This window comes from Brevundimonas vesicularis, assembly GCF_014204545.1.
Lineage (GTDB): Bacteria > Pseudomonadota > Alphaproteobacteria > Caulobacterales > Caulobacteraceae > Brevundimonas > Brevundimonas vesicularis_B.
This window is the reverse complement of record NZ_JACHLJ010000004.1, coordinates 92407-113066: the sequence shown is the minus strand read 5'-3', so window position 1 is coordinate 113066 and position 20660 is coordinate 92407. Positions and strand designations below refer to the sequence as shown.

General features: G+C 68.3%; 27 protein-coding genes. 11 read left to right on the top strand and 16 right to left on the bottom strand.

The window, feature by feature from the left end:
* Positions 1-66: 66 nt before the first annotated feature.
* From HNP47_RS14620 to HNP47_RS14605, 4 genes are read right to left on the bottom strand one after another with little or no spacing between them, the layout of a single operon-like run.
* Positions 67-708 (bottom strand): phosphoribosylanthranilate isomerase, encoded by a 642-nt coding sequence (locus tag HNP47_RS14620; RefSeq protein WP_184280126.1) that lies wholly within the window; start codon positions 706-708, stop codon positions 67-69.
* Positions 709-748: 40 nt separating this feature from the next.
* Positions 749-1501: a pseudouridine synthase gene (locus HNP47_RS14615; RefSeq protein ID WP_184280125.1), complete on the bottom strand. Its 753-nt coding sequence runs from the start codon at positions 1499-1501 to the stop codon at positions 749-751.
* Between the two features lie 32 nt (positions 1502-1533).
* The gene (locus tag HNP47_RS14610; protein WP_184280124.1) at positions 1534-2433 is read right to left on the bottom strand and encodes a class I SAM-dependent methyltransferase; all 900 of its coding nucleotides are present in this window, start codon (positions 2431-2433) and stop codon (positions 1534-1536) included.
* Between the two features lie 4 nt (positions 2434-2437).
* Complete coding sequence (locus HNP47_RS14605; RefSeq protein ID WP_112863434.1) at positions 2438-3238, bottom strand: undecaprenyl-diphosphate phosphatase; 801 nt, start codon at positions 3236-3238, stop codon at positions 2438-2440.
* Positions 3239-3376: 138 nt separating this feature from the next.
* On the opposite strand from HNP47_RS14605, the gene HNP47_RS14600 reads away from it, so the two are divergent.
* Together HNP47_RS14600 and HNP47_RS14595 are read left to right on the top strand one after the other, a co-directional pair.
* The gene (locus HNP47_RS14600; protein WP_184280123.1) at positions 3377-4369 is read left to right on the top strand and encodes a cation diffusion facilitator family transporter; all 993 of its coding nucleotides are present in this window, start codon (positions 3377-3379) and stop codon (positions 4367-4369) included.
* Between the two features lie 61 nt (positions 4370-4430).
* Positions 4431-5117: a glutathione S-transferase family protein gene (locus HNP47_RS14595; RefSeq protein WP_184280122.1), complete on the top strand. Its 687-nt coding sequence runs from the start codon at positions 4431-4433 to the stop codon at positions 5115-5117.
* A gap of 6 nt (positions 5118-5123) precedes the next feature.
* Here the strand turns inward: HNP47_RS14595 and HNP47_RS14590 are convergent, their stop codons facing one another.
* A complete protein-coding gene (locus HNP47_RS14590; protein WP_184280121.1) occupies positions 5124-5459 on the bottom strand; it encodes a GIY-YIG nuclease family protein in 336 nt (111 codons plus the stop codon).
* A gap of 58 nt (positions 5460-5517) precedes the next feature.
* Here HNP47_RS14590 and HNP47_RS14585 point away from each other — a divergent pair, with 58 nt between their 5' ends.
* Positions 5518-6045: a DUF2239 family protein gene (locus tag HNP47_RS14585; RefSeq protein WP_184280120.1), complete on the top strand. Its 528-nt coding sequence runs from the start codon at positions 5518-5520 to the stop codon at positions 6043-6045.
* A gap of 166 nt (positions 6046-6211) precedes the next feature.
* Positions 6212-7321 (top strand): tRNA epoxyqueuosine(34) reductase QueG, encoded by a 1110-nt coding sequence (queG, locus tag HNP47_RS14580; RefSeq protein WP_184280119.1) that lies wholly within the window; start codon positions 6212-6214, stop codon positions 7319-7321.
* 43 nt (positions 7322-7364) lie between these two features.
* Here the strand turns inward: queG and HNP47_RS14575 are convergent, their stop codons facing one another.
* Positions 7365-7880, bottom strand: coding sequence for an FKBP-type peptidyl-prolyl cis-trans isomerase (locus tag HNP47_RS14575; RefSeq protein ID WP_184280118.1), 516 nt, complete (start codon positions 7878-7880; stop codon positions 7365-7367).
* Positions 7861-9063, bottom strand: a complete 1203-nt coding sequence (locus HNP47_RS14570) for a threonine ammonia-lyase (RefSeq protein ID WP_184280117.1) — start codon at positions 9061-9063, stop codon at positions 7861-7863. The genes HNP47_RS14575 and HNP47_RS14570 overlap by 20 nt, the downstream gene beginning before the upstream one ends.
* A 174-nt stretch (positions 9064-9237) precedes the next feature.
* On the opposite strand from HNP47_RS14570, the gene HNP47_RS14565 reads away from it, so the two are divergent.
* A complete protein-coding gene (locus tag HNP47_RS14565) occupies positions 9238-9753 on the top strand; it encodes a hypothetical protein (protein ID WP_184280116.1) in 516 nt (171 codons plus the stop codon).
* Between the two features lie 115 nt (positions 9754-9868).
* Complete coding sequence (locus HNP47_RS14560) at positions 9869-10066, top strand: hypothetical protein (protein ID WP_039244035.1); 198 nt, start codon at positions 9869-9871, stop codon at positions 10064-10066.
* Between the two features lie 16 nt (positions 10067-10082).
* On the opposite strand, the gene HNP47_RS14555 is transcribed toward HNP47_RS14560, so the two are convergent.
* The 5 genes from HNP47_RS14555 to HNP47_RS14535 form a co-directional block, all read right to left on the bottom strand.
* A complete protein-coding gene (locus HNP47_RS14555) occupies positions 10083-10616 on the bottom strand; it encodes a GNAT family N-acetyltransferase (protein WP_184280115.1) in 534 nt (177 codons plus the stop codon).
* Between the two features lie 167 nt (positions 10617-10783).
* Positions 10784-11071, bottom strand: coding sequence for a 50S ribosomal protein L27 (rpmA, locus tag HNP47_RS14550; protein ID WP_039244031.1), 288 nt, complete (start codon positions 11069-11071; stop codon positions 10784-10786).
* A gap of 96 nt (positions 11072-11167) precedes the next feature.
* Positions 11168-11734, bottom strand: a complete 567-nt coding sequence (gene rplU, locus HNP47_RS14545) for a 50S ribosomal protein L21 (RefSeq protein WP_184280114.1) — start codon at positions 11732-11734, stop codon at positions 11168-11170.
* Between the two features lie 159 nt (positions 11735-11893).
* Complete coding sequence (locus HNP47_RS14540; RefSeq protein WP_055754434.1) at positions 11894-12427, bottom strand: phosphoribosyltransferase; 534 nt, start codon at positions 12425-12427, stop codon at positions 11894-11896.
* Positions 12420-13355 carry an MJ0042-type zinc finger domain-containing protein gene (locus HNP47_RS14535; RefSeq protein ID WP_184280113.1) on the bottom strand — a complete coding sequence of 312 codons (936 nt, stop codon included), beginning with the start codon at positions 13353-13355 and terminating at the stop codon, positions 12420-12422. Before HNP47_RS14535 ends, HNP47_RS14540 begins: the two co-directional genes overlap by 8 nt.
* A gap of 71 nt (positions 13356-13426) precedes the next feature.
* Here HNP47_RS14535 and HNP47_RS14530 point away from each other — a divergent pair, with 71 nt between their 5' ends.
* Genes HNP47_RS14530 through HNP47_RS14510 form a run of 5 tightly spaced genes read left to right on the top strand, consistent with a single transcriptional unit; the run spans position 13427 to position 17243 of the window.
* Positions 13427-14137, top strand: coding sequence for a cell division ATP-binding protein FtsE (locus HNP47_RS14530; RefSeq protein ID WP_184280112.1), 711 nt, complete (start codon positions 13427-13429; stop codon positions 14135-14137).
* A complete protein-coding gene (locus tag HNP47_RS14525; RefSeq protein ID WP_184280111.1) occupies positions 14134-15048 on the top strand; it encodes an ABC transporter permease in 915 nt (304 codons plus the stop codon). Before HNP47_RS14530 ends, HNP47_RS14525 begins: the two co-directional genes overlap by 4 nt.
* Positions 15045-15689: a YdcF family protein gene (locus HNP47_RS14520; RefSeq protein WP_184280110.1), complete on the top strand. Its 645-nt coding sequence runs from the start codon at positions 15045-15047 to the stop codon at positions 15687-15689. Before HNP47_RS14525 ends, HNP47_RS14520 begins: the two co-directional genes overlap by 4 nt.
* Complete coding sequence (locus HNP47_RS14515; RefSeq protein WP_184280109.1) at positions 15690-16427, top strand: 1-acyl-sn-glycerol-3-phosphate acyltransferase; 738 nt, start codon at positions 15690-15692, stop codon at positions 16425-16427.
* A 36-nt stretch (positions 16428-16463) separates the two neighbouring features.
* Positions 16464-17243, top strand: coding sequence for a MipA/OmpV family protein (locus HNP47_RS14510; RefSeq protein ID WP_184280108.1), 780 nt, complete (start codon positions 16464-16466; stop codon positions 17241-17243).
* Between the two features lie 47 nt (positions 17244-17290).
* Here HNP47_RS14510 and hisC read toward each other — a convergent pair whose 3' ends face one another.
* From hisC to ybaK, 4 genes are read right to left on the bottom strand one after another with little or no spacing between them, the layout of a single operon-like run.
* Positions 17291-18394, bottom strand: coding sequence for a histidinol-phosphate transaminase (gene hisC / locus HNP47_RS14505; protein WP_184280107.1), 1104 nt, complete (start codon positions 18392-18394; stop codon positions 17291-17293).
* Positions 18395-18408: 14 nt separating this feature from the next.
* The gene (locus HNP47_RS14500; RefSeq protein WP_184280106.1) at positions 18409-19095 is read right to left on the bottom strand and encodes a hypothetical protein; all 687 of its coding nucleotides are present in this window, start codon (positions 19093-19095) and stop codon (positions 18409-18411) included.
* Positions 19095-20153, bottom strand: a complete 1059-nt coding sequence (locus HNP47_RS14495; RefSeq protein WP_184280105.1) for a DUF2125 domain-containing protein — start codon at positions 20151-20153, stop codon at positions 19095-19097. Before HNP47_RS14495 ends, HNP47_RS14500 begins: the two co-directional genes overlap by 1 nt.
* Before the next feature lie 32 nt (positions 20154-20185).
* Positions 20186-20659: a Cys-tRNA(Pro) deacylase gene (ybaK, locus tag HNP47_RS14490; RefSeq protein ID WP_184280104.1), complete on the bottom strand. Its 474-nt coding sequence runs from the start codon at positions 20657-20659 to the stop codon at positions 20186-20188.
* Position 20660: the final 1 nt, after the last annotated feature.

Below are 20660 nucleotides of genomic sequence, written 5' to 3'. Positions count from 1 at the left end.
GATCGGCGGCTTGGATGGAGGTCTGGGCGTTCACGGTTTCGACTTTCACGCGGAGAGGCGTCGCAATTACGACCGGCGCGCGTTTTGGATGAAGGTCGCGATCCGGCCGGCGTCCTTAACACCCGGCGCGCTTTCCACGCCAGAGGACACATCGACCATCGGCGCGCCCGTCATCTTCAGCGCCTCGGCGACATTGTCCGGGTTCAGACCACCCGCCAAGAACCACGGACGGCGGAAGGCGCGACCGGACAGCAGGGTCCAATCAAAGCTGTGCCCCACCCCGCCGGGCAGCGCCGACCCCTCGGGAGGCTTGGCGTCGAACATCAGATGATCGGCCTGATCATCCCACGCATCGGCGGCGGCGAAGTCGTCCGCCTGGCGGATGGGCAAGGCTTTGATCACCCCCGCCCCCGTCCGCGCCCGCACCTGTTCCGCCCGCTGCGCCGTTTCCGACCCATGCAGTTGGATGAAATCGGGCCTCAGCGTCCGGGCGATCTGTTGCAGCATGGCGTCGTCGGGATCGACCGTCACCGCCACGATCTTCGCCCGCCCCCGCGCCCGCTCGAACAGGGAGGCGGCGGTTTCGGGCGCCAAATGGCGCGGGCTTTTGGGAAACACCACCGCCCCCACGAAGTCCGCCCCACTCTGCAGGGCGACGTCCAGCGTGTCCGACGTGGTCAGGCCGCAAATCTTGATCTTGGTGGTCATCCCTCGACCTGCGCGTCCGATCTTGCAGGCGTCAAGAGCTTCAATCCAGGCTCTCGGGCGCCGTGAAGATCGAGGCGACCTCCTTCGCCGTCGCCAGCCGCCACTGACCGGGCGCCAGATCGGCGGGCAGGACCAGTCCCCCCAGCCGTTCGCGATGCAGGGTCTCGACGTGGTTGCCGGAGGCGGCGAACATCCGGCGCACCTGGTGATAGCGGCCTTCCGTCACCGTCAGCAGAGCCTCGGTCGGCGACACCACCTCCAGCACCGCCGGCGCCAACGGCTTGTCCTCGCCCTCCAGCACAAGCTCGCCCGAAGCGAACAGCGCGCCTTCCTTTCCGGTCAGCGGCCGCGCCAGACCCGCCCGGTAAACCTTGGCCACGTGGCGCTTGGGCGAAATCACCCGGTGCAGAAGATCGCCGTCGTCGGTCAGCAGCAGCAGACCCGTCGTCTGCTTGTCCAGCCGTCCGATGGTCGAGATGGCGGGATCGCGCGCCCGCCACCGTCCCGGCAGGATGTCATAGACCAGCGCCCCCTCTTCCTTATGAGAACAGGTCATGCCCAGCGGCTTGTTCAGCAAGATCACCAGACCCTGCACCGGATCCAGCGGCTCGCCATCGATCTCCATCCGGCTCGGCAGATCGGGCGTCACGGCGATACGTTTGGACACGTCCGTCAGGTCCGTCCCATCCAGCACGATGCCGCCCGCCTTGGCCATCCGCGCCATCTCGGCGCGTGAACCATAGCCCATCGAGCCCAGCAGACGATCGACCCTCGACGTCGGGACTTTCTTCATGCGCTACCGCCCTTCGGACTGCTTGAGCGCGGTCACTTCACCGCCTCGAACAGCTTGTAGCCGCCCGCCTCGGCGACCAGCCGCACCCGCTTGAACGCCGCATTCAACTCGGCCTCATACGGCAGGTGCCGGTTGGCAACGACCCAGGCGACGCCGCCCTTTTTCAGAAGCTCGGCCGCCTTGCGGATGAAGGCCTGACCCAGCCGACGGTCCTCGGCCCCGCCGTCGTGGAAGGGCGGATTGCTGACGACGAAATCCTTGTCGCCCTTGGCCTCCAGGGTGCGGGCGTCCGACCACCAAACCTTGGCGCGGTCGTCCTCGATATTGCGGCGAGCGGCTTTGATGGCGCGGCGGTCCAGATCGACCATCTTCAGCTTGGTCACGGCAGGCGAGCGCAGCACCACGATCGACAACGCGCCATAGCCGCAGCCCAGATCCACCCCCTCACCCTTCATCGCCGGCAGATGTTCGGCCAGCAGCGCCGAGCCCGGATCGATCCGGTCCCAGGCGAATACGCCGGGCTGCGACCAGGCTTCCAGTCCCGGCACGATCTGCGGTCCGCCCGCGGCGATAGCCTCGTCCAACCCCTCGACCGTTTCGGGCCGAATGACGATGCAGCGGCGATGGTGCGCCTTGGCCGTCTCGGCGACCTCGAGCCCGAACCCTTTGAGCTCCTTGCCCAGGCGCGATCCGCCCTTGTCCTTGGGCGCCATGACATCCAGCCGTCCGCCGACCTTCAGCGCCTTCAGCGCCAGGGCCAGCACACAGCGCCGCTCCAGCACGCCGGGCGGGGCGTAGATCATGACGCTATCGGCCGAGCCCGGTTCCTGCGCCTCCAGCGCAGCCGAGTCGGGGATCAGGGGCGAGGTCTGGATTGCATCGCCGGGCGGATCGAAGACGACCGGCGGGCGGCCGTAAAGAAGTGTGGTCATGGTCTCAGAACCCCGCCTGCAACAGCGCCAGACCCACGACCCCAACCACGATCCGCCACCAGGCGAAGACGCCGAAGCCGCGCTTGGAGACGAAATCCAGCAGGAACCGCACCACCGCCAGCGCCGAGATGAAGGCCACGACGAAACCCACGACGATCAGGCCGATGTCGCTGAAATCCAGCGTCTTGTGGTTCTTCAGCAGGTCATAGGCCACCGCCGCCCCCATGGTGGGCAGGGCCAGAAAGAAGCTGAACTCGGCCGCCGACCGCTTGTCGGTCTTCAGCAGAAGGCCGCCGGCGATGGTGGCGCCGGACCGCGACACGCCGGGGATCATGGCCAGGCACTGGAACAGGCCGATCAGGAAATAGATTCGCATCGGATAGGCCTCGGCGTCCAGCCAGCGGGGCTTCTTGTCCATCCGGTCCAGCAGCAGCAGGATCACCCCGCCGACGATCAGGGCGATGCACACCACCTGCGGCGTCTCGAACAGCACCGTCTTGATGAAGTCATAGGCCAGGAAACCGATCACGACAGCCGGCGCGAAGGCGACCAAAAGCCCGATCAGGAACCGGCGCGCCTCGGCGTCGAAGGGCCAGCGCGTCGCCAAGGTCCACAGCTTTTTGAAATAGACGCTGACGATGGCCAGCAGGGCGCCCAACTGGATCACGATCTCGAACGTCTTGCCCGCGCTCTCGAAGCCCATGAAGTGGCCCAGCAGCAGCATATGGCCAGTGGACGAGACCGGAATGAACTCGGTGAGCCCCTCGACCAGACCCAGAATAATGGCGGCAAGCCAGTCCGACATGAGACCCTCGAAAACCAATGCGCCCGGAACGCGCCGCGCCCGGATGCCTTCCCCCTAGAGCATGATCGTTTCTGACGGAACGACCCGTTTGGGCCAGCGGTTGGCTTTCAGCCACGATTGCGCGAGAAGAAGCCGACAATGACGACGCCCGCCCCCGCCCCCGCCTCGCTCGACGACGCCCATCTGGCCACGCGCCGCATCACCCGCCTGTCGGTCGGGGTCGCGGTGGTGCTGATCGCGATGAAGGCCTTTGCGCTGGGCGCCTCAGGCTCAGTCTCCATCCTGGCGACCCTGGCGGATTCGGTTCTGGATCTGGCGGCGTCCCTGACCACCTTCTTCGCGGTGCGCTGGGCCGCCGCGCCGGCTGACGAGGACCATCGCTATGGCCATGGCAAGGGCGAGGCCCTGTCCGCCCTGGTCCAGGCCGGGCTGGTTTTCGCCTCGGCCATCTTCATCGCCTGGGAGGGGGTGCAGCGCATCTTCGACCCCCGTCCCGTGACCTCCGGCGTCTGGGCTACGGGCGTCATGGTTGCGGCCATCGCCATCACCGCCTGGCTGGTGTGGATGCAGACCCAGACGCTGAAGAAGACCGGCTCCCTCGCCGTCGCCGGCGACCGCGCCCATTACGCCGCCGACCTCGCCGCCAACGTCGTGGTGCTGATCGGGGTGATCTCGGGCGCCTTCCTCGGCGCGCCGGGACTGGATGCAGCGGCCGGCATCGTCGTCGCCGTCTGGCTGTTCTGGGGCGCGACCGGCATGCTGAAGGCCGCCGCCGACCACCTGCTGGACCGCGCCGTGCCCGAGGCCGACCGCGCCGCCATCACCAAGGCCGTCCTGGCCGACCTCCAGGTCTTCGGCGTGCACCAGCTGCGCACGCGCATGTCTGGTCAGGTGATGATGATCCAGATGCATGTCGACCTGGACGCGCACCAGACGCTGGACGCCGCACACGCCATCGTCGTCGCCGCCGAAAACCGGGTGCTGGCCCAGTATCCCTCCGCCGACATCCTGATCCACGCCGACCCGCGCGGCCACGCCCGTCCGCAGCCCGCGATCCCGGCCGCCGCACCCGCCGAGCCGCAAGCCGCCCCCGCCCCGACCGGCCCCGCGCCCAAGGGCCCATGGTCCTGACCTTGCGTCCAATTTCAATGCAGTAAACGCGCATTAACGGGTCCGGGCGCATCAACCGCAGATGGCCGACCCTTGCGTTCTCTTCCACTTCGCCTTCCAGCCCGCCTCGCGCGCCGCGCGACTGGCGCTGGGAGAGGCGCGGATCGAATGGACCGACACCCTGGTCCGTCCGTGGGAGGACGATTGCCCGGTCAATGACTTCAATCCGTCCGGCCTGCCCCCTGTGATCCAGACGATGGATCGCGGCCGTCCGCTGGTGCTGTGCGAACTGCCCGCCATCCTGGGCTGGATCGAGGATCAGCAGAAGGGGCCGCTGCTGCTGCCCGCCGACCTCGCCGAACGCGCCGAGGCGCGCCGCCTGACCGGCTGGTTCGAGCGCCGCTTCATGGACGAGGTCGACGCCGTCCTGCTGCACGAGCGGATGGAGAAACCCCTGCTCAAGCTCGGCCCGCCCGAGGCCCGCGCCCTGCGCGACGGCCGCGACGCCCTGAAATCCCATCTCGCCATGCTCGAAGACCTGGTCGCCGCGCGCGACTGGCTGGCCGGCCGACGCCTGTCCCAAGCCGATCTGATCGCCGCCGCCCACCTGTCGGTGCTGGACTATTTCGGCGAGATCCAGTGGAAGACCTGGCCAGGCCTAAAGACCTGGTACTCCAAGCTCAAATCCCGCCCCTGCTTCCGCCCTCTGCTCGCCGACCGCTTCGTCGGCGTGCCGCCATCGGCCTGGTACGCGGATTTGGACTTCTAGGCGCCCCTAAAGCGCTTCCGCCCCCAGCCGCGCGATCCACAGCTTCGCCCGGCTGACCAGTTCGTCCTTGCGCCGCAGGTCCGAGATGTCCTCCGGCAGTCGGTCCAGCTGTTCGAACCGAAAGTCCTCGGGCGCATGCGCCTGCCACGCCGCCTCAAGCGACCGATAGGGACTGCCGCCGTGGCGCAGCGCGAACCAAAGGCCGTTCTGTTCGGTGTCGATATGGCGGCTCTTGCCGACCCAGACCTGTCCCGTCGCGCTGCAGATCACGGCGAAGACCCCGGCGATGGTCGGCCGCTCCTTGTATTCCGCGATCTTCAGCTTGCGACTTGCCGGCGTCATGGCCTTCTCCTATTTATCCGGGTATAAACATGACGGATAATTTCATCCGGGTAAATACATGAGCGACGAAGATCGTGATCTGGTCCTGTTCGACGGCCCGCGACGCATCGCAAGAGGCTCGGACGCCGCCGTGGCGGCCGCCTTTCGCAAAACCCTGGCGGCCTCGCCTCAAGCCGCGCTGCGCGTGTTCGATCTGGCGACCGGTCGGCCGGTCGATCTGGATCTTCGGGAACAAGAACCGGCTCCGGCTCCAAAGCGCGGCCGTCCGCGTCTGGGCGTCGCCGCGCGCGAGGTCACGCTTTTGCCTCGCCACTGGGACTGGCTGGCGACCCAGCCGGGCGGCGCCTCGGCCGCCCTGCGCCGTCTGGTGGAACAGGCCCGCAAGACCGGCGCCGACAACGATGCACGCCGCCGTCGCGCCGACGCCGCCTACGGCTTCATGGTCGAGATGGCCGGCGACGCCCCCGACTTCGAAGAGGCCAGCCGCGCCCTGTTCGCCAGCGACCGCGATCGTCTGACCGCCCTGATCGCCCCCTGGCCCACTGACATTCGGGCCCAGCTTCTTGAACTGTTCGACGGCGCATGACCGTCTCCTCCCCACTTGTGGGGAGGAGGACCGCGAAGCGGTGGAGGGGCTTTTGAAATCCCACAGACGTCGGTGATGCGCTGAAGAACCCCTCCGTCACGGCGCGAAGACGCGCCGCGCCACCTCCCCGCTCCGCACGGAGGAGACTTCATGCTATCCCCCGCCCGTGTCCGACCGCCTGAAAACCTTCATCCGCCAGCGCGCGGCCGAGCTCGGCTTCGATGTCTGCCGGTTCGCCTCGGCGGCCGACGCCTGGCCGGCGGGCGAGCGACTGCGGCGTTTCGTGGACGAGGGTCGGCATGGCGACATGGAATGGATGGAAACGACGCTGGACCGCCGCCAGCACCCGACCGCCATGTGGGAGGAGGCCAAGACCGCCATCGTCCTGGGCATGAACTACGGCCCTGAGCAGAACCCGCTGGATCAGCTGGCCGACGGCTCGGCCGGATACATCTCGGTCTATGCGCGTGGCGACGACTATCACGAGGTCATCAAGGGCCGGCTGAAACAGCTGGCCGGCCAGATCGCGGCCCGCAACGGCGCCGACATCAAGGTCTTCGTCGACACCGCCCCCCTGATGGAGAAACCCCTGGCCCAGCGCGCCGGCCTGGGCTGGCAGGGCAAGCACACCAATCTGCTCAGCCGCAACCATGGCAACTGGCTGTTTCTGGGCACCATCCTGACCGCCGCCGAGATCGAGCCGGACGCGGCCGAGACCGAACGTTGCGGCCGGTGCACCGCCTGTCTCGACGCCTGTCCGACCAAGGCCTTCCCCGCCCCGTTCCAGCTCGACGCCCGGCGCTGCCTGTCCTACCTGACCATCGAGTTCGCCGGTCCCTGGCCAATCGAGTTCCGCACCCTGACCGGATCGCGCATCTATGGCTGCGACGACTGTCTGGCGGTCTGCCCGTGGAACAAGTTCGCCCAGGAAGCCCGCGAAATCCGGCTGGCGCCCCGCCCGGCTTTTCAAAGCCCACGCCTGCATGACCTGCTGACGCTGGACGACGCCGCCTTCCGCGCCCTGTTCACCAAGAGCCCGGTCAAGCGGATCGGCCGCGACCGCTTCCTGCGAAACGTCCTCTACGCCGTCGGCAACTCGGCCGACGTGACCCTGATCGCCCCCACGAAAGCCCTTCTGGCCGACCCCTCGCCCCTGGTGCGCGGCGCCGCCGTCTGGGCCCTGTCACAATTGACGCCGCCCGACGAGTTCGCGGCCCTGGCCAAGGCGACGACCGAGACCGATCCTCAGGTTCTGAGCGAATGGCGACGCGCTTAAGGTCTCCTCTCGTTTCGCAGGGAGGAGATGAGTTGCGTAAGGGTCACCCCATCGCCGTGCCGACGCCCGATCCGCCGCCTGGCACCTTGGCCACGTCGAGCAGCTTCAGGCGGAAGATCAGCACCGAGTTGGCGGGGATCTTGGGATTGCCCTGCTCGCCATAACCCAGCTCGGGCGGGACATAGAGCAGCCATTCGTCGCCGACGCGCATCTTCTGCAAGGCTTCGGTCCAACCCTTGACCACTTCCTCAGGCGTGAACACCGCAGGCGCCCCGCGCGCGAAGGAGCTGTCGAACACGCTGTTGTCGACCAGCTTGCCCTCGTAATCGACCTTGACCAGGTCGTTGCGGTCCGGGCTGACGCCGCCGGCCGGTCCCGCCTGAACCACCTTGTATTGCAGGCCGCTGGGCAGGGTCTGAACGCCCTCTTCCGTAGCGTTCTTGGCCATGAAGGCGGCCGCCTCGGCCTTGCTCGCGTTCGGATCGACCGGCTCGGCCTGGCCGCAGCCCGACAGCAAGAAGGCCGCGACGATTGCCGCCCTACCCCATCCGAAGTTCATAGCCGCGTTCCTTCAAGGCCTCGCCGATCTCGTCGGCGTGGGCGCTATCGCGCGTTTCGACCATGATGTCGAACTCGGCGCCCTTGGCCGGCACGTCCAGCGCCAGACGGTTGTGGACCACGTCGATGATGTTGCCGCCCAGTCCCCCGATCACCGCCGCCATGGCCGACAACATGCCGGGCCGGTCGTCGCCCAGGATGCGATAGACGATCAATCTGCGCTCACGGACCATTTCGCGGTTCAGGACGACCGCCAGCATCCGCGCATCGATGTTTCCGCCGCACAGCTCCAGCCCGACCTTCATCCCCTTGAACCGCTCGGGATAGGCCAGCAGCGCCGCCAGACCGCCGGCGCCCGCGCCCTCGGCCACCGTCTTCTCATAGGTGACATAGGTGGCGACGGCCCGTTCGAAATGCGGCTCCTCGCAGACGAAGACCTCATCCACCAGCGGGTCGGCCAGGGCGAAGGGAATGTCGCCAACCGCCTTGATGGCGATCCCCTCGGCGATGGTTTGCCCGGTGCAGACCGGCGGCTTGCCCGCCCGTTTGGCGGTGAAGGAAGGATAGCGCGCGGCCTCGACGCCGAAGACCTTGATGTCCGGCTTCATCGCCTTGGCCGCAATGGCGCAGCCCGCAATCAGCCCGCCGCCGCCGATGGGGATGATCAGGGCCTCGACCTCGGGCGCATCCTCCAGAAGCTCGATGGCGCAGACGCCCTGGCCCGCCACGATGCCTTCGTCGTCAAAGGCCGAGACGAAGACATAGCCTTTCTCGGCCTCCAGCCTTTTGGCCGCCTCGGTCGAGCCGGTGAAGTCCAGGCCCTCGATCACCACGGTCGCCCCGTGCGACCGCGTGCCGTTGATCTTGGCGAAGGGCGTGCCCTGCGGCATCACGATAGTGACGGGCACGCCCAGCCGGCCGCCGTGATAGGCCAGGGCCTGGGCGTGGTTGCCTGCGCTGGCGGCCACCACGCCGCGCTTCATCTCGTCGGGGCTAAGCATCAGCAACCGGTTCAGGGCGCCGCGCTCCTTGAAGCTGCCGGTGAATTGAAGATTGTCGAACTTCACCCAGACCTCGGCTCCCGTCAGCTGCGACAGCTTTCTGGAATAGCGGGTCGGGGTGCGGTCGACCGCGCCGGCGATCCGGGTGCGCGCGGCTTGGATATCGGCGAAGGTGACGGTCATGCGGGGCGTTTCCGAGCTGTCGCGCCTCGACGACTGGGCGCGTTGTCGGGCCTGTTTGGCGCGTTGTCGGGTCCGGGTCCAGAGGGGGAATCTTGAGCGTGGAAGTCGCCCGGCCTGTCGTGCGATAGTGGGGAACGTCGTCCCCCACGACCCCGAAATCCCGGAGGAAGCCCCATGTCGATCCGTTCGTTCGCCGCCCCTGGCCTGGCTCTCGCCCTGACCGCCGCAGCCCTCTCCGCCTGTGCGCCGACCGCCGGCGGCGGCCTGCCGAACGGGGGTCCGGCCGCGTTCAACGAGGCCGATTTCGGCTGGTCCCAAATGCCCGGTCGCAACAGCATCCAGGGCCAGATCGCCTTCGCCCGGGACGGCAAGGCCTTTGATTGCGTCGCCAGCGTCGGCCTGACGCCGGACACGCCCTATACGCGCGCGCGCATTCGCACCCTGTACGGCTCGACCCAGCGCGCGGCCGTGCCTGCCGCCGTCGTCCGCGCCCGGACCGTCGCCGACGCCAACGCCGACTATCGCAACTATGTCCGCTCTGAACGGTGCGAGAACGGCCGCTTCCGCTTCGACGCCCTGCCCGACGGCGGCTGGTTCCTGATCGTGCCAGTCACCTCGGGCGATGCGCCCCTGGTGCTGATGCAGTCGGTGCAGACGCGCGGCGGCCGGGTCATCTCCGTCACCCTGTGACCCGCACTCCCCTTCTCACGAAGATGCGACCCCGGTAACGCGGATCGCCATCTTCTGACCACGAGCGCCCCGGACTGATCGCTGCTTCTGTGCGAGAGTTCGGGGAGCTTTTTTCTTGTCCCAACACAATATCATAGGATCCGAGGCCTTTACGCGAGGGCCGTCGGTCATCATCCGCAAATACAAGGCGGGCGGCATGCGGCGTCGCCGGTCCAAGACCATCGCCACCTTCATCGCTGGCGCGGGCGCCATGCTGGTGGTGGGCGCCGTCGCCGTCGCGGCCGTTTATGGCCCCGCCCTGGCGGGCGGCTGACATTGCGGGCTGGCCGTCAGGCCAGCCACACCATCATGCGGGTATCGGCCTCGGCCCGACGCGCCCGGCTCCACGCCCGGCGCGTCTCTCCGGTGTAGAGAAAGCCCGCCTTTTCCAGCACGCGGCCAGAGGCCGGATTGTCGGCGAAATGCCCGGCGACCAGCGCCCGGCGCTTCCACTTGCGGCTGGCCCAGACCAGGGCGGCGTCCAGCGCCTCGGTGGCGAAGCCCCGGCCCCAGTATTCGCGCCCGATCCAGTAGCCGGTTTCCGGCACCCGGTCTTCGCCCTCGAACAGGCCGATGACGCCGATGGGCCCCACGTCCTCATGGTCGATGACGAAGGTGTTGGCTCGTCTTGGGTCCTGCGAGGCGACCTGCAGCACGAAGTCGTCGGCATCGCGCATCTGAAACGGATGCGGCATCCGCCTGGTCATGCGCGCGATGTCCAGGTCGTTGGCCAGGGCGGCGATGCGCGGCGCATCCTGGGGCGCGGGCGCGCGCAGGATCAGGCGCCGCGTCTCGACGACAGGAGAGGTTTCGATGACGCACATGGGCGTTGCCTCGGATTGTCGACCATCTCCTTGAAGGGCTCGGACGGTCCTCGAGGCGGGGAAACGCAAACGGGGAGCCTGGTGATCCAGACTCCCCGCGGATTATCATCCCTGGTCCGGATCGGCTGCTGGCAGGAGCAACGCGATCCGGGAAGGTCCAGACTGCGTTACTCGGCGGCCATCGCCTGAGCGGCGTCGTCATTGGCCGCGAGGATCGACACGTAACAACGGCCGCCACGTTTGGTGGTGAATTTCACAGCGCCGTTCGTCAGGGCGAACAGGGTGTGGTCGCGGCCCATGCCCATGTTCTCACCGGCGTGGAAGGTGGTGCCGCGTTGGCGCACGATGATGTTGCCGGCCAGCACGCGCTCGCCGCCATACTTCTTCACGCCAAGGCGCTTCGACTCGGAGTCGCGACCGTTACGCGACGAACCACCGGATTTCTTGTGAGCCATCTTGCCGCTCCGTACTTTCTTGGTGCGCTACCGGCCTTTCGGCCTACTTGAGCGCGTCCGTAACTTAGGTCTGGCGCCGAGGCGCCGGTGAATGTCTTAGGCTTCGTCGCCGGCGGCTTCAGCCTTGGGCGCAGCCTTCTTCTTGACCGGGGCCTTCTTGCCAGAGTCTTGGGTGGGAGCCGAGCTCTCGACCACGACGCCCTTGACCTCGGCGCCGTCCACGTCGGTCACGACCGTCTCGGTCGAACCCAGCGAGGACGTTGCGTCACGAGCGGCCAGGTTGCGAGCGCGCAGGTTGATCTCGGCCTTGGTGGTCAGATCGACCTTGCCCTCCCACTTGGCGGTCTCGCCGGCGCCTTCGATGCCGGTGATGCGCAGGACCGATTCCATCTGGCGATGGCCGTTCGTGCGGCGATAGCCCTGGCGACGGGTCTTCTTGAAGATCTTGATCTTCTCACCCTTGCGGGTCTCGACCAGGGTCGCGCCGACGAAGGCGCCGTCGATCAGGGGGGCGCCCAGGGTCACGCCCTTGTCGCCGCCCAGCATCAGGACGCTGTCGAACTTCAGCTCAGCGCCGGCGTCGCCGTCGAGCTTTTCGACGACGATGGTGTCGCCCGGTTGGACCCGGTACTGCTTGCCGCCGGTCTTGATCACCGCGTACATGTTGAAGCCTCAGCGCAAACGCAAAAAAAGATACGCCCCCGGAGAGGGCCCCGGCGGCGAAGAGCGGCGACATATACGGAAGGGTGTCGGAGAGTCAACGCCGAACCGGGCGGAAATTCAGCCCCGGACGGATTATCCCCGCTGTCGCCGCGCTGGAACTCAGTCGAGGGCGCAGATGTCCGGCAGGCCCCTCAGCGTGCCGGCGTGGTCCAGGCCATAACCGACCAGGAAGCGGTTCGGCGCCTCCCAGCCGACGAAGTCCGGCTCGGGCGCGCGGGGCTTGGGCCAGGGCTTCCTGGCGAAGACGCAGGTCAGGACTTCGGACGCGCCGGCGTCCTTGGCGATACGCACCGCTTCGGCCAGCGACAGGCCGGTGTCGAACACGTCGTCCAGTATAAGGACGCGGCGGCCCGCGATCGGGCGCTGGAACGGCGCATAGACGTCGATCCGGCCCCGGCTGGTCTGCTCGTCGCCGTAGGAGGCCAGCCACAGGGCGTCGAAACGGACGTTGCGGCCGACGCGCGACAGGGCGCGGGTCAGGTCGGCGGCGAACCACAGGCCGCCGGTCAGCAGCACGGCGGCGACCGTATCGTCGTCGATGACGGGCGCGATGCGCTGGGCCAGGTCGGCGACGATGCGCGCCACCTCGGCCTCGGACAGAAGAACGGTCGGCGTCGGGGAGGGATCAGCCATGATGCGAGGCCGATACCGCCTCACCATGCCCCTTGTCCACAGCCCCGACCGGCCGCGCGTCGATCGGCGCGGCCGTGTTCGGCGCCTCGGCGCCGGGCGCCGTCGCCGAGCGCAGCCCCTGCGAGGTTTCGGCGGCGGGCTGCGCCGCGTGCGCGGGCGCGGCCTTCGCATCCTGTCCGCCGTGTTCAGCCGGGGATTTGGCAGGCGAGGGGCTGGCCGGCGCGAAATCGACGCCGATCCCGGCCCCGTGGCCGCCCGGATCGGGGATCAGGGCGGCGAAGCCCTGGACCTTGCCCGGCAGGACCGGCGCCGCGTCGATCTTTACGATCTTGAACCCGACTTCGGCGCCGGCGGCGTCCAGCAGGGCCACGCGAATCGGCGGCGAGACGATCTCGACGTCGCGCACATTGCGGATAGCGCCGGACACCACGACCATGCCGGGGTGGTTCGGCGCAGCCTTGGCCGTCAACGCTTCGAAGTCCAACCCGACCGGATTGACCGGCGCGCCGAAGAATTTGTAGGCCGAAGCGGCCCGGGGGAAGGCCTGAACGATCTCGACGCGGAACAGGAAGGCCGAAACGATCAGGCCGATGAAGACGCTGGCCAGACCGGCCCAGATCACGCCCTGGGTGGCGGCGCGGCGCAGCTTCTTCTGGCGATCGGCGCGGGCGCGGAAGGCGCGAGGCAGCTCCGGCGCCGGCGTTTCGGCCAGGCTGGCGGCGGTTGGCGCGGGATCGGGTTCGGGCGGGGTTGCAGGCGTGGCGGCGGCGACCGCCGGGTCGGGCGTCAGCGTCAATTCCAGCGGCTCGTCGGGCGTCGCGCGCCAGACTTCGCCGCACGATTGGCAGCGCACCTTGCGACCTTCGGGGCCTATGGCTTCGTCACGAATGAAATAGCTGGTGGCGCAGGCGGGGCAGGTCAGTATCATGTGGCTGACTGCGAGGCTGTCGCCCCCTCCCGTAAGGCGCGACGCCGCGCCCTGTTCCTGAAACACATACCATGCCGTCCTCGCCCGCCGAACCCGCCGCTATGACCGAGACCGTTCGCCTGTCTGGCGTCAGCTTCGGCTATGTCGGCGCGCCCGACGTGCTGCGGGACGTTAACCTCATTTTGCCGCGCGGCTCTTTCCACTTTCTTACCGGGCCGTCCGGGGCCGGTAAGTCCTCGTTGCTGCGTCTGCTGACGCTGGCGGACCAACCCCGAACGGGAACCCTCCGCCTGTTCGGATCGGATGTCACGCGCATCGATCGTCGCGACATCCCGGCCTTTCGGCGGCGGATGGGCGTGGTGTTCCAGGATTTCCGCCTGCTGGATCATCTGTCGGCCTTCGACAATGTCGCCCTGCCCCTGCGCCTAGCGGGCGGATCCGAGGCCGGGTACGCCGACGACGTGCGCGAGATGCTGAAATGGGTGGGCCTGGGTCGCCGGATGGAGGCCCGTCCGCCCGCCCTGTCCGGCGGCGAGAAGCAGCGGTTGGCCATCGCCCGCGCCGTCATCACCCGCCCCGGCCTGATCGTGGCCGACGAACCGACCGGCAGCGTGGACGCCGTCATGGCCGACAAGCTGCTGCGGCTGTTCCAGTCGCTGAACAAACTGGGCGCCACCGTCCTGATCGCCAGCCATGACGAGGCCCTGGCCCAGCGGTCGGGCGCGCGCGTCTTGAGGCTGGAGGCCGGACGGCTCAGCGAACCCTCGCGGGCCGCCGCATGATTCGTCTGTCCGATTTTAGTTTCTCCAGCCGCCGGCCCGGCCTGCTGCCGCCCGCCGCGGCCGGCGAGCCGTGGCTGATGACCGTCATCGCCGTCCTGTGCTTTTTGGCCTGCCTCGCCGGCGTCGCCGCCTCCGCCGCCGACCGCGCCGCGCATGGCTGGGCCCGACAGCTGGGCGCGGAGGCCACCGTCCAGGTCCGTCCCCGCGTCGGCGAAACCGGCGACACCGCCGCCGCGCGCGCGGCCGAGACCCTGTCCGGCGTCGATGGGGTGGAGGAGGCCGCCGCCCTGAGCCGCAAGGCGGCCGAGGATCTGCTGCGCCCCTGGCTGGGCGACGCGGTCCTGCCCGATCTTCCCCTGCCCCATCTGGTGACCGTGCGGCTGAACCGCGACGCCCCCGCCAGCGCCGTCACCCTGAGCCGCGCCCTGGCCGAGGCCGGGCTGGACGCCACGGTGGACGATCACAGCCTGTGGCGCGGCGAGGTCGAGCGGTCCGCCGGCATGATCACCGTCCTGGCCGGCGCCGCCTTCCTGGCCGTCGCCTTCGCTGCGGCCGCCGCCATCGCCTATGCGACCCGGGCAGGCCTGGCGGCCGGTCAGGGCGTGATAGAGACCCTGAGCCTGAACGGCGCGACCGACGGCGCCATCGCCTGGCTGTTCCAGCGGCGGTTCGGCCTGATGGCGGCCGGCGCGGGCGCGATCGGCGCCGGGCTGGCGGCGGTCCTTCTGATCCTTCTGCGCTTCATCGGCGGATCGGGCGGCCTGACGGCGGCCCTGCCGATCAGTTGGAGCGACCTGGCGTTGCTCTCGCCTTGCCCGCTGCTCGCGGCTACGGTTGCGGTTCTCGCGGCGAGATTCGCCGCCATGCGAATGCTGGCTTCAGGACGGCCGACAGAAGGAGGGGGCGCATGAGACTGTTGAGCGTCATCTTCATCGCCGGTCTGATCTGGCTGGTCGGCCTGTTCGCCTTCGCCCACCGGGTGCGCGAGCTGACGCCGGCCGACGACCCCGCCCGCGCCGACGCCATCGTGGCCTTGACCGGCCCCTCGTCCGAACGGGTCAACACCGCCATCCGCCTGTTGGAACAGGGCAAGGGTGAGCGGGTGCTGATCTCCGGCGTCAATCGCGAGGTGCGCCGTCAGGAGCTGCGCGAGCTGACGCCCGGCTCCAGCCGACTGTTCAACTGCTGCGTGGACCTTGGTTTCGAGGCAGAGGACACCGTCGGCAACGCCCAGGAGATCGCCGCCTGGAGCCGCGCCAAGGGCTATCGCAGCCTGATCGTCGTGACCTCCGACTATCATATGCCGCGTTCGCTGGTTGAAATCCGCGGCCACCTGCCGGGCGTGAAACTGACGCCCTACGCCATCTCCACCCCGTCGCTGGACAATGCGCGCTGGTGGCGGGCGGCGGTGACCGCGCGTCGGATGACGCTGGAGTATATGAAATACCTCGCCGTCCTGGGCCGTGAGGGCGTACGCCGCATCACCCGCGACCGGCCCGCCGCAGTCACGGCCGAGACCGAAACCGCCCCTGACGAAAAGGCCGCGTCCTAAGTGAACACCCTGCGTTCCCTGATCTTCACTGCCTGGCTCTATCTGTCGATGCCGATCATCGCCATCGGCCTGTCGCCGGTCCTGCTGGCGCCGCACCGCTATGTGCAGGGCGTGTGCAAGCTGTGGGCGAAGATCGTCCTGTTCGGCCTGCGCTGGATCGCGGGGGTCAAGGTCGAGGTGCGCGGGTTGGAGCACGCCCCGTCCGGCGCCGCCCTGATCGCGTCCAAACACCAGGGAATGCTGGATATCGTGGCCCTGCTGGCCGTCCTGCCCGACGCCTGTTTCGTGATGAAGAAGGAGCTGATGCCCCTGCCCTTCTTCGGCTGGTTCGCCTGGAAGGCCAGGATGATCGCCGTGGATCGCGCGGGTCACGCCAAGGCGCTGAAGGACATGACGCGACAGGCGCGCGACCGCCTGTCCGAAGGCCGCCAGATCGTCATCTTCCCCGAGGGCACGCGCAACGATCCGGGCGTGCCGGGCGACTACAAGCCTGGCGTCGCCGCCATCTATCGCGATCTGGAAGGCCCCTGCTGGCCCGTCGCCACCAACTCCGGCGTCCACTGGCCGGCGCACGGCTTCCGTCGTTATCCCGGCACGGTCGTTTTCGAATTCCTTGAGCCGATCCCGGCCCAGCTGAAGCGCGGCGCGATGATGGCGTTGCTGGAAAGTCGCATAGAGACGGCGTCGTTGGCGCTGCTGGAGCCAAAGGTCCAGCTTGCGCATTCTGAACCGGCCTGACCTCCCCGCTCGGGCGCGTTCAATGGAAATCGTCCGATGCTTCGTTCCCTTCTGCTCTCCGTCGCCTTCGCCGCTGTCGCCGGCTCCGCCCTGGCCCAGTCGCAACCCTACGAGCAGATCAGGCCCGCCCCACAGAACTGGACCGTCGATCTCGGCGCAGGCGTCCTTTATCGCAACGACTCCAACGGCGACACGGGCTCCAAGACGACGGTCGCCCCATGGGTTTCGGCCAACTATCGCGACCTGGTCTATCTGAACCCGATCGACGGCCTGGGCTGGAACGCGATCAAGACCGACGACTTCCGCGCCGGCCTGCAACTGCGCCCGCGCTTCTCGGCCGATGATATCGAAGGCCTGACGCTGGATCGTCCGGGCTTCGGCGCGGACCTGGCCGCCTACGCCTACAAGCGTCTGCCCGGCAATGTGGTGGTTGGCGGTCGGATCAGCCGTGACGTGTCCGACGTCAGCGAGGGCACCGAATACTATGCCTCCGTCGGCCATCAGCGCGTGACGCCCGTCGGCCTGCTGAACGGCTCGGTCTATGTGCGCGGCGGCGATTCCAAACTGGCCGACGCCTACTATGGCGTCAGCACGGCCGAGGCGGGCGCTAACGGCATCAGCGCCTATTCCCCCGGCGGCGGTCTGCAGGGCGCGGGTGTCAGCCTGGTCCTGCTGGTCCCGATCGGCGACAAATGGGGCGCCGGGGCCTTGCTCAACTACGAACGCCGCCTGGGCGACGTGGCCGACAGCCCCCTGTCGCAAAGCGACGACGCCGTCCGCACCGGCGTCTTCATCGCCCGCCGCTTCGGCGGTTGATATCAAGACGGCGGCTGCGAATGCGGCCGCCGCTTCTTGCCCTTTGATCAGGTGGCCGCGAACTCGCTCAACGCATCGATGACGGCGCGGTTCTGGTCTTCGGTGCCGATGGTGATGCGCAAAGCCTGGGGCAGGCCATAGCCGCCGACAGGGCGGACGATGATGCCCTTGGTGTTCAGATAGTCGTTGGCGGCGGCGGCGCGCTCGGGGCTGTCGAACAGGACCAGCACGAAGTTGCCGGCGCTGGGGAGGACGTTCAGCCCAAAGCCGCGCAGGGCCTGGGTCAAGCGCGGCTTCCAGTTCGAGATCAGATCGCGCGACGCCGTCTGGTGCGCCTCGTCCGACAGAGCGGCGGTCGCCGCTTCCAGCCCCGGCACCGAGACGTTGAACGGCAGGCGGATGCGGTCGATAGCCTCGGCGACCTTCAGCGGCGCATAGCCGAAACCGATGCGCAAACCGCCCAGACCGTGGATCTTGGAGAAGGTGCGGGTGACGACGATGTTCTCGGCGTCCTTGGCCAGCGGGAAGGCGGTTTCCCAGTCGGCCTCGGTCACATATTCCGCATAGGCCTCGTCCACGACCAGGATGATGTGGGCCGGCAGGGCGGCGTGCAGGCGGCGGATTTCCTCGCCCGTATTGTAGCTGCCGGTCGGGTTCGATGGATTGGAGACGTAGACAATCTTGGTGCGGTCATCGACCTGGGCCAGCAGCGCATCGACCTCGGCCTTGAAGTTCGGCTCGGGGGCCAGTTTGACCTGGGCTTCGCAACCCAAAGCGCTGATGCGGTAGGCGAGAAAGCCGTACTGGCCGCAGACGATGTTGTCGCCCGCCGTCAGATAGGTCTGGTTCAACAGGGCGAAGACCTCGTCCGAGCCATTCCCGAAGATCAACCGCTCGGGCTCCAGCCCGTGCAGTTCCGACACCGCGTTCCGCAGCTTGGTCGCTCGGCCGTCGGGATAGATGTGGATATTCTTGATCGCCGCCTCATAGGCCGCGCGCGCCTTTTCGCCGGCGCCCAGCATGTTCTCGTTGGAGGACAGCTTCATCGGCTCGGCGACGCCGGCGATGGACGACTTGCCACCGACATAGGGGGCGATGTCGAGGATGCCGGGCTTGGGTGCAGGGCCGTGTGGCGCGGTCGCGTCGGTCATGGAAAGCCTTGGTTTCAGAAGATGGGGGCGGCGCCGATCACGCCGCTCATTCGTCCGGGCGCGCTCTTCAGCCGCCCGTCGTCGACCTGCACATAGCCCGTCAGCATGAACAGCTTCAACCCGCCCGCCGCCGCCAGCGGATCGGCGACCAGTCCCGCGTCGCCCAGGGCGTCCACGATCTTGGTCTCGGACCAGCCGCTGTCGGTGACCCAGAAGCTGCGGTCGTCGCCCGTGGGGCCGGACATGTCTTTGGACACGACAAAGGCCTGGGGCCGGCCGCGCCGGTCGTCCGGCAGGGCGGCGACGATCTTCAGTTCGGGCCGCGCCAGCAGGCGGCCCCACCACGGCCGGTCGGGCGACAGGTCGATCACGGCGCGCGAGCCCGCCTCGGCCGCCTTCAACGCCTCGTCGGCGGACAGGGGCCGCGACCGCAAGCCATAGCGGTCGGTGGCCAGGGCCTGGGCCACGCCGCCGCAGACGACCAGCGCGGGTCCGGTCGCCACCTCGATCCGGCCCCACACCGCCTTGACCGCCGCAGCCTCATCGGCCGAGGCGCCGTCCAGCAGTTGACGCAGGGCGATGGCCGAGGCGTCGGCTCGGTCGCGCGGACCGGCGGCGACCCGCGCCCGCACCGCCTCGACCAGCGCGCGATCCAGCGCCAGCAGGGCGTCGTCGGCTTCGGGTTCGTTCAGCAGGGTCATCAGAACAGCTTGGGCGCCGGGGCCAGCGGGAAGGGGCCAAGCCAGGTGCGGCCGTCGCGGAAGACCAGCGTCAGGGGCAACTGCTCCTTACCCGTCGCCTCGGCCGCGCCCGCTGCTGCGGCGGCCCCGGCCGCGCCGATCCGGTTCACCGGCCCCTGTCGGGTCGCCATCAAACCAGCCAGGGCGGGCAGAGGCTTTTGCGCCTGAAGCTGGACCTGGCCGGTCAGACGGCCGTTCGCATCGGCTCGCAACACATCGCTGGAGAGGGTCGCGCGGCTGTCGCCGGCCTGCAGATCGCCGCGCACATTGCGGAACGTCCCGCCCGCCTTGGTCCAGGCCGAGAAGACGCCGGCCGCATCGCCGCCGGTCTTCAGCAGGCTGGCCTGGCCGATCTCGGCCTCCAGCTGCGTCGTCAGGCGGCCGTCCTGGGCGAAGCCTTCCACAGGGCCGTCCGCCCGCCCCTGCCCGTCCACCAGCCGGAACATGACATCGACGTCGTCGGTCGGCGCGGTCGAACCTTCCAGATGCGGCCGGGCGTAGAATTCGATGCGCGCAGCGCGGGCGATGGGGAAGGGTTCGGCGCCGGTCTGGGCCGTAAAGACCGGATTGACCATCTCCAGCGCCAGGTTGGGCCAGCGTTGATCGATGCCGCTGGCGCTCATGCGTATGGCGTCGCCCTTGACCGCCACCTCGCCCTTTCCGGCGCGGGTCAGCATCAGGCCTTGCGGGGCCACCACGACCCATTGGGTCGGCTGATAGGCGTTGGCCTCTGCGGTCAGTTCGGTCGCCTTGATCGCATGGCCCGACGGCGCCTGAACGACCAGGTTCGTCAAGGCCACATGGGTGCGAAACGGCCAGCCGTTGATGGTCTTGTCAGCGAAGCGGATGTCCCAGCCGTCCTGGCGCAGGGTCTGGACTTGGGCCTCAAGCCGCGTATCGATCTGGCGCGCCAGGAAGATCCACCATCCGGTCCAGGCCGCCAGCGCGATCAGCACCAGGATGAAGGGCGCATACAGGCCCTTGCGGCTGTGTCGCTTGGTTGTGGAGGCGTCGGTCATGCCGGACCTATAGCGCGCCGCACCTGGCGCTTCTAGGCGGTCAGGTCGGCCAGCACCGCCTGCGCGGCCCGACGCGCATCGTCCGGCGCCAGGCCCAGCAGAAGCCCCCGCTGACCGCCGTTGATCAGGATCTGATCGAACAGGATGGCGGTTTCGTCCATCGCGGTGGGGACGGCCTTTCGCTGGCCGAACGGGCTGACCCCGCCGACCTTGTAGCCTGTCAGCCGTTCGGCGTCGGCCGGCTTCATCATCTGGCCCGACTTGGCTCCCAGCACCGCCGCCAGCTTCTTCATGCTGACCTCGCAGTCGGACGGCACGATGACGCAGGCCGGAGCCCCGTCGACCAGGACCATCAGCGTCTTGAACACCTGTTCCGGCGCCACGCCCAGCGCCTCGGCGGCCTGCAATCCCACGCGCGGCGCGTCGGGATCATAGTCATAGGGAAACAGAGCGAAGGCGACGCCGGCCTTGGTCAGGGCGACGGTGGCGGGCGTGGTTTTCGACATT

Bases quoted from the DNA above. Each gene is read 5' to 3' on its own strand.
- HNP47_RS14615 (WP_184280125.1), bottom strand. From the start codon at position 1,501: ATGAAGAAAGTCCCGACGTCGAGGGTCGATCGTCTGCTGGGCTCGATG.
- HNP47_RS14600 (WP_184280123.1), top strand. From the start codon at position 3,377: ATGACGACGCCCGCCCCCGCCCCCGCCTCGCTCGACGACGCCCATCTG.
- HNP47_RS14500 (WP_184280106.1), bottom strand. From the start codon at position 19,095: ATGACCCTGCTGAACGAACCCGAAGCCGACGACGCCCTGCTGGCGCTG.
- HNP47_RS14555 (WP_184280115.1), bottom strand. From the start codon at position 10,616: ATGTGCGTCATCGAAACCTCTCCTGTCGTCGAGACGCGGCGCCTGATC.
- HNP47_RS14590 (WP_184280121.1), bottom strand. From the start codon at position 5,459: ATGACGCCGGCAAGTCGCAAGCTGAAGATCGCGGAATACAAGGAGCGG.
- HNP47_RS14510 (WP_184280108.1), top strand. From the start codon at position 16,464: ATGCTTCGTTCCCTTCTGCTCTCCGTCGCCTTCGCCGCTGTCGCCGGC.
- HNP47_RS14605 (WP_112863434.1), bottom strand. From the start codon at position 3,238: ATGTCGGACTGGCTTGCCGCCATTATTCTGGGTCTGGTCGAGGGGCTC.
- HNP47_RS14565 (WP_184280116.1), top strand. From the start codon at position 9,238: ATGTCGATCCGTTCGTTCGCCGCCCCTGGCCTGGCTCTCGCCCTGACC.
- rpmA (WP_039244031.1), bottom strand. From the start codon at position 11,071: ATGGCTCACAAGAAATCCGGTGGTTCGTCGCGTAACGGTCGCGACTCC.
- hisC (WP_184280107.1), bottom strand. From the start codon at position 18,394: ATGACCGACGCGACCGCGCCACACGGCCCTGCACCCAAGCCCGGCATC.
- HNP47_RS14495 (WP_184280105.1), bottom strand. From the start codon at position 20,153: ATGACCGACGCCTCCACAACCAAGCGACACAGCCGCAAGGGCCTGTAT.
- ybaK (WP_184280104.1), bottom strand. From the start codon at position 20,659: ATGTCGAAAACCACGCCCGCCACCGTCGCCCTGACCAAGGCCGGCGTC.
- HNP47_RS14520 (WP_184280110.1), top strand. From the start codon at position 15,045: ATGAGACTGTTGAGCGTCATCTTCATCGCCGGTCTGATCTGGCTGGTC.
- HNP47_RS14525 (WP_184280111.1), top strand. From the start codon at position 14,134: ATGATTCGTCTGTCCGATTTTAGTTTCTCCAGCCGCCGGCCCGGCCTG.
- HNP47_RS14575 (WP_184280118.1), bottom strand. From the start codon at position 7,880: ATGAACTTCGGATGGGGTAGGGCGGCAATCGTCGCGGCCTTCTTGCTG.
- HNP47_RS14570 (WP_184280117.1), bottom strand. From the start codon at position 9,063: ATGACCGTCACCTTCGCCGATATCCAAGCCGCGCGCACCCGGATCGCC.
- HNP47_RS14530 (WP_184280112.1), top strand. From the start codon at position 13,427: ATGCCGTCCTCGCCCGCCGAACCCGCCGCTATGACCGAGACCGTTCGC.
- HNP47_RS14585 (WP_184280120.1), top strand. From the start codon at position 5,518: ATGAGCGACGAAGATCGTGATCTGGTCCTGTTCGACGGCCCGCGACGC.
- HNP47_RS14620 (WP_184280126.1), bottom strand. From the start codon at position 708: ATGACCACCAAGATCAAGATTTGCGGCCTGACCACGTCGGACACGCTG.
- HNP47_RS14610 (WP_184280124.1), bottom strand. From the start codon at position 2,433: ATGACCACACTTCTTTACGGCCGCCCGCCGGTCGTCTTCGATCCGCCC.
- rplU (WP_184280114.1), bottom strand. From the start codon at position 11,734: ATGTACGCGGTGATCAAGACCGGCGGCAAGCAGTACCGGGTCCAACCG.
- HNP47_RS14540 (WP_055754434.1), bottom strand. From the start codon at position 12,427: ATGGCTGATCCCTCCCCGACGCCGACCGTTCTTCTGTCCGAGGCCGAG.
- HNP47_RS14595 (WP_184280122.1), top strand. From the start codon at position 4,431: ATGGCCGACCCTTGCGTTCTCTTCCACTTCGCCTTCCAGCCCGCCTCG.
- HNP47_RS14535 (WP_184280113.1), bottom strand. From the start codon at position 13,355: ATGATACTGACCTGCCCCGCCTGCGCCACCAGCTATTTCATTCGTGAC.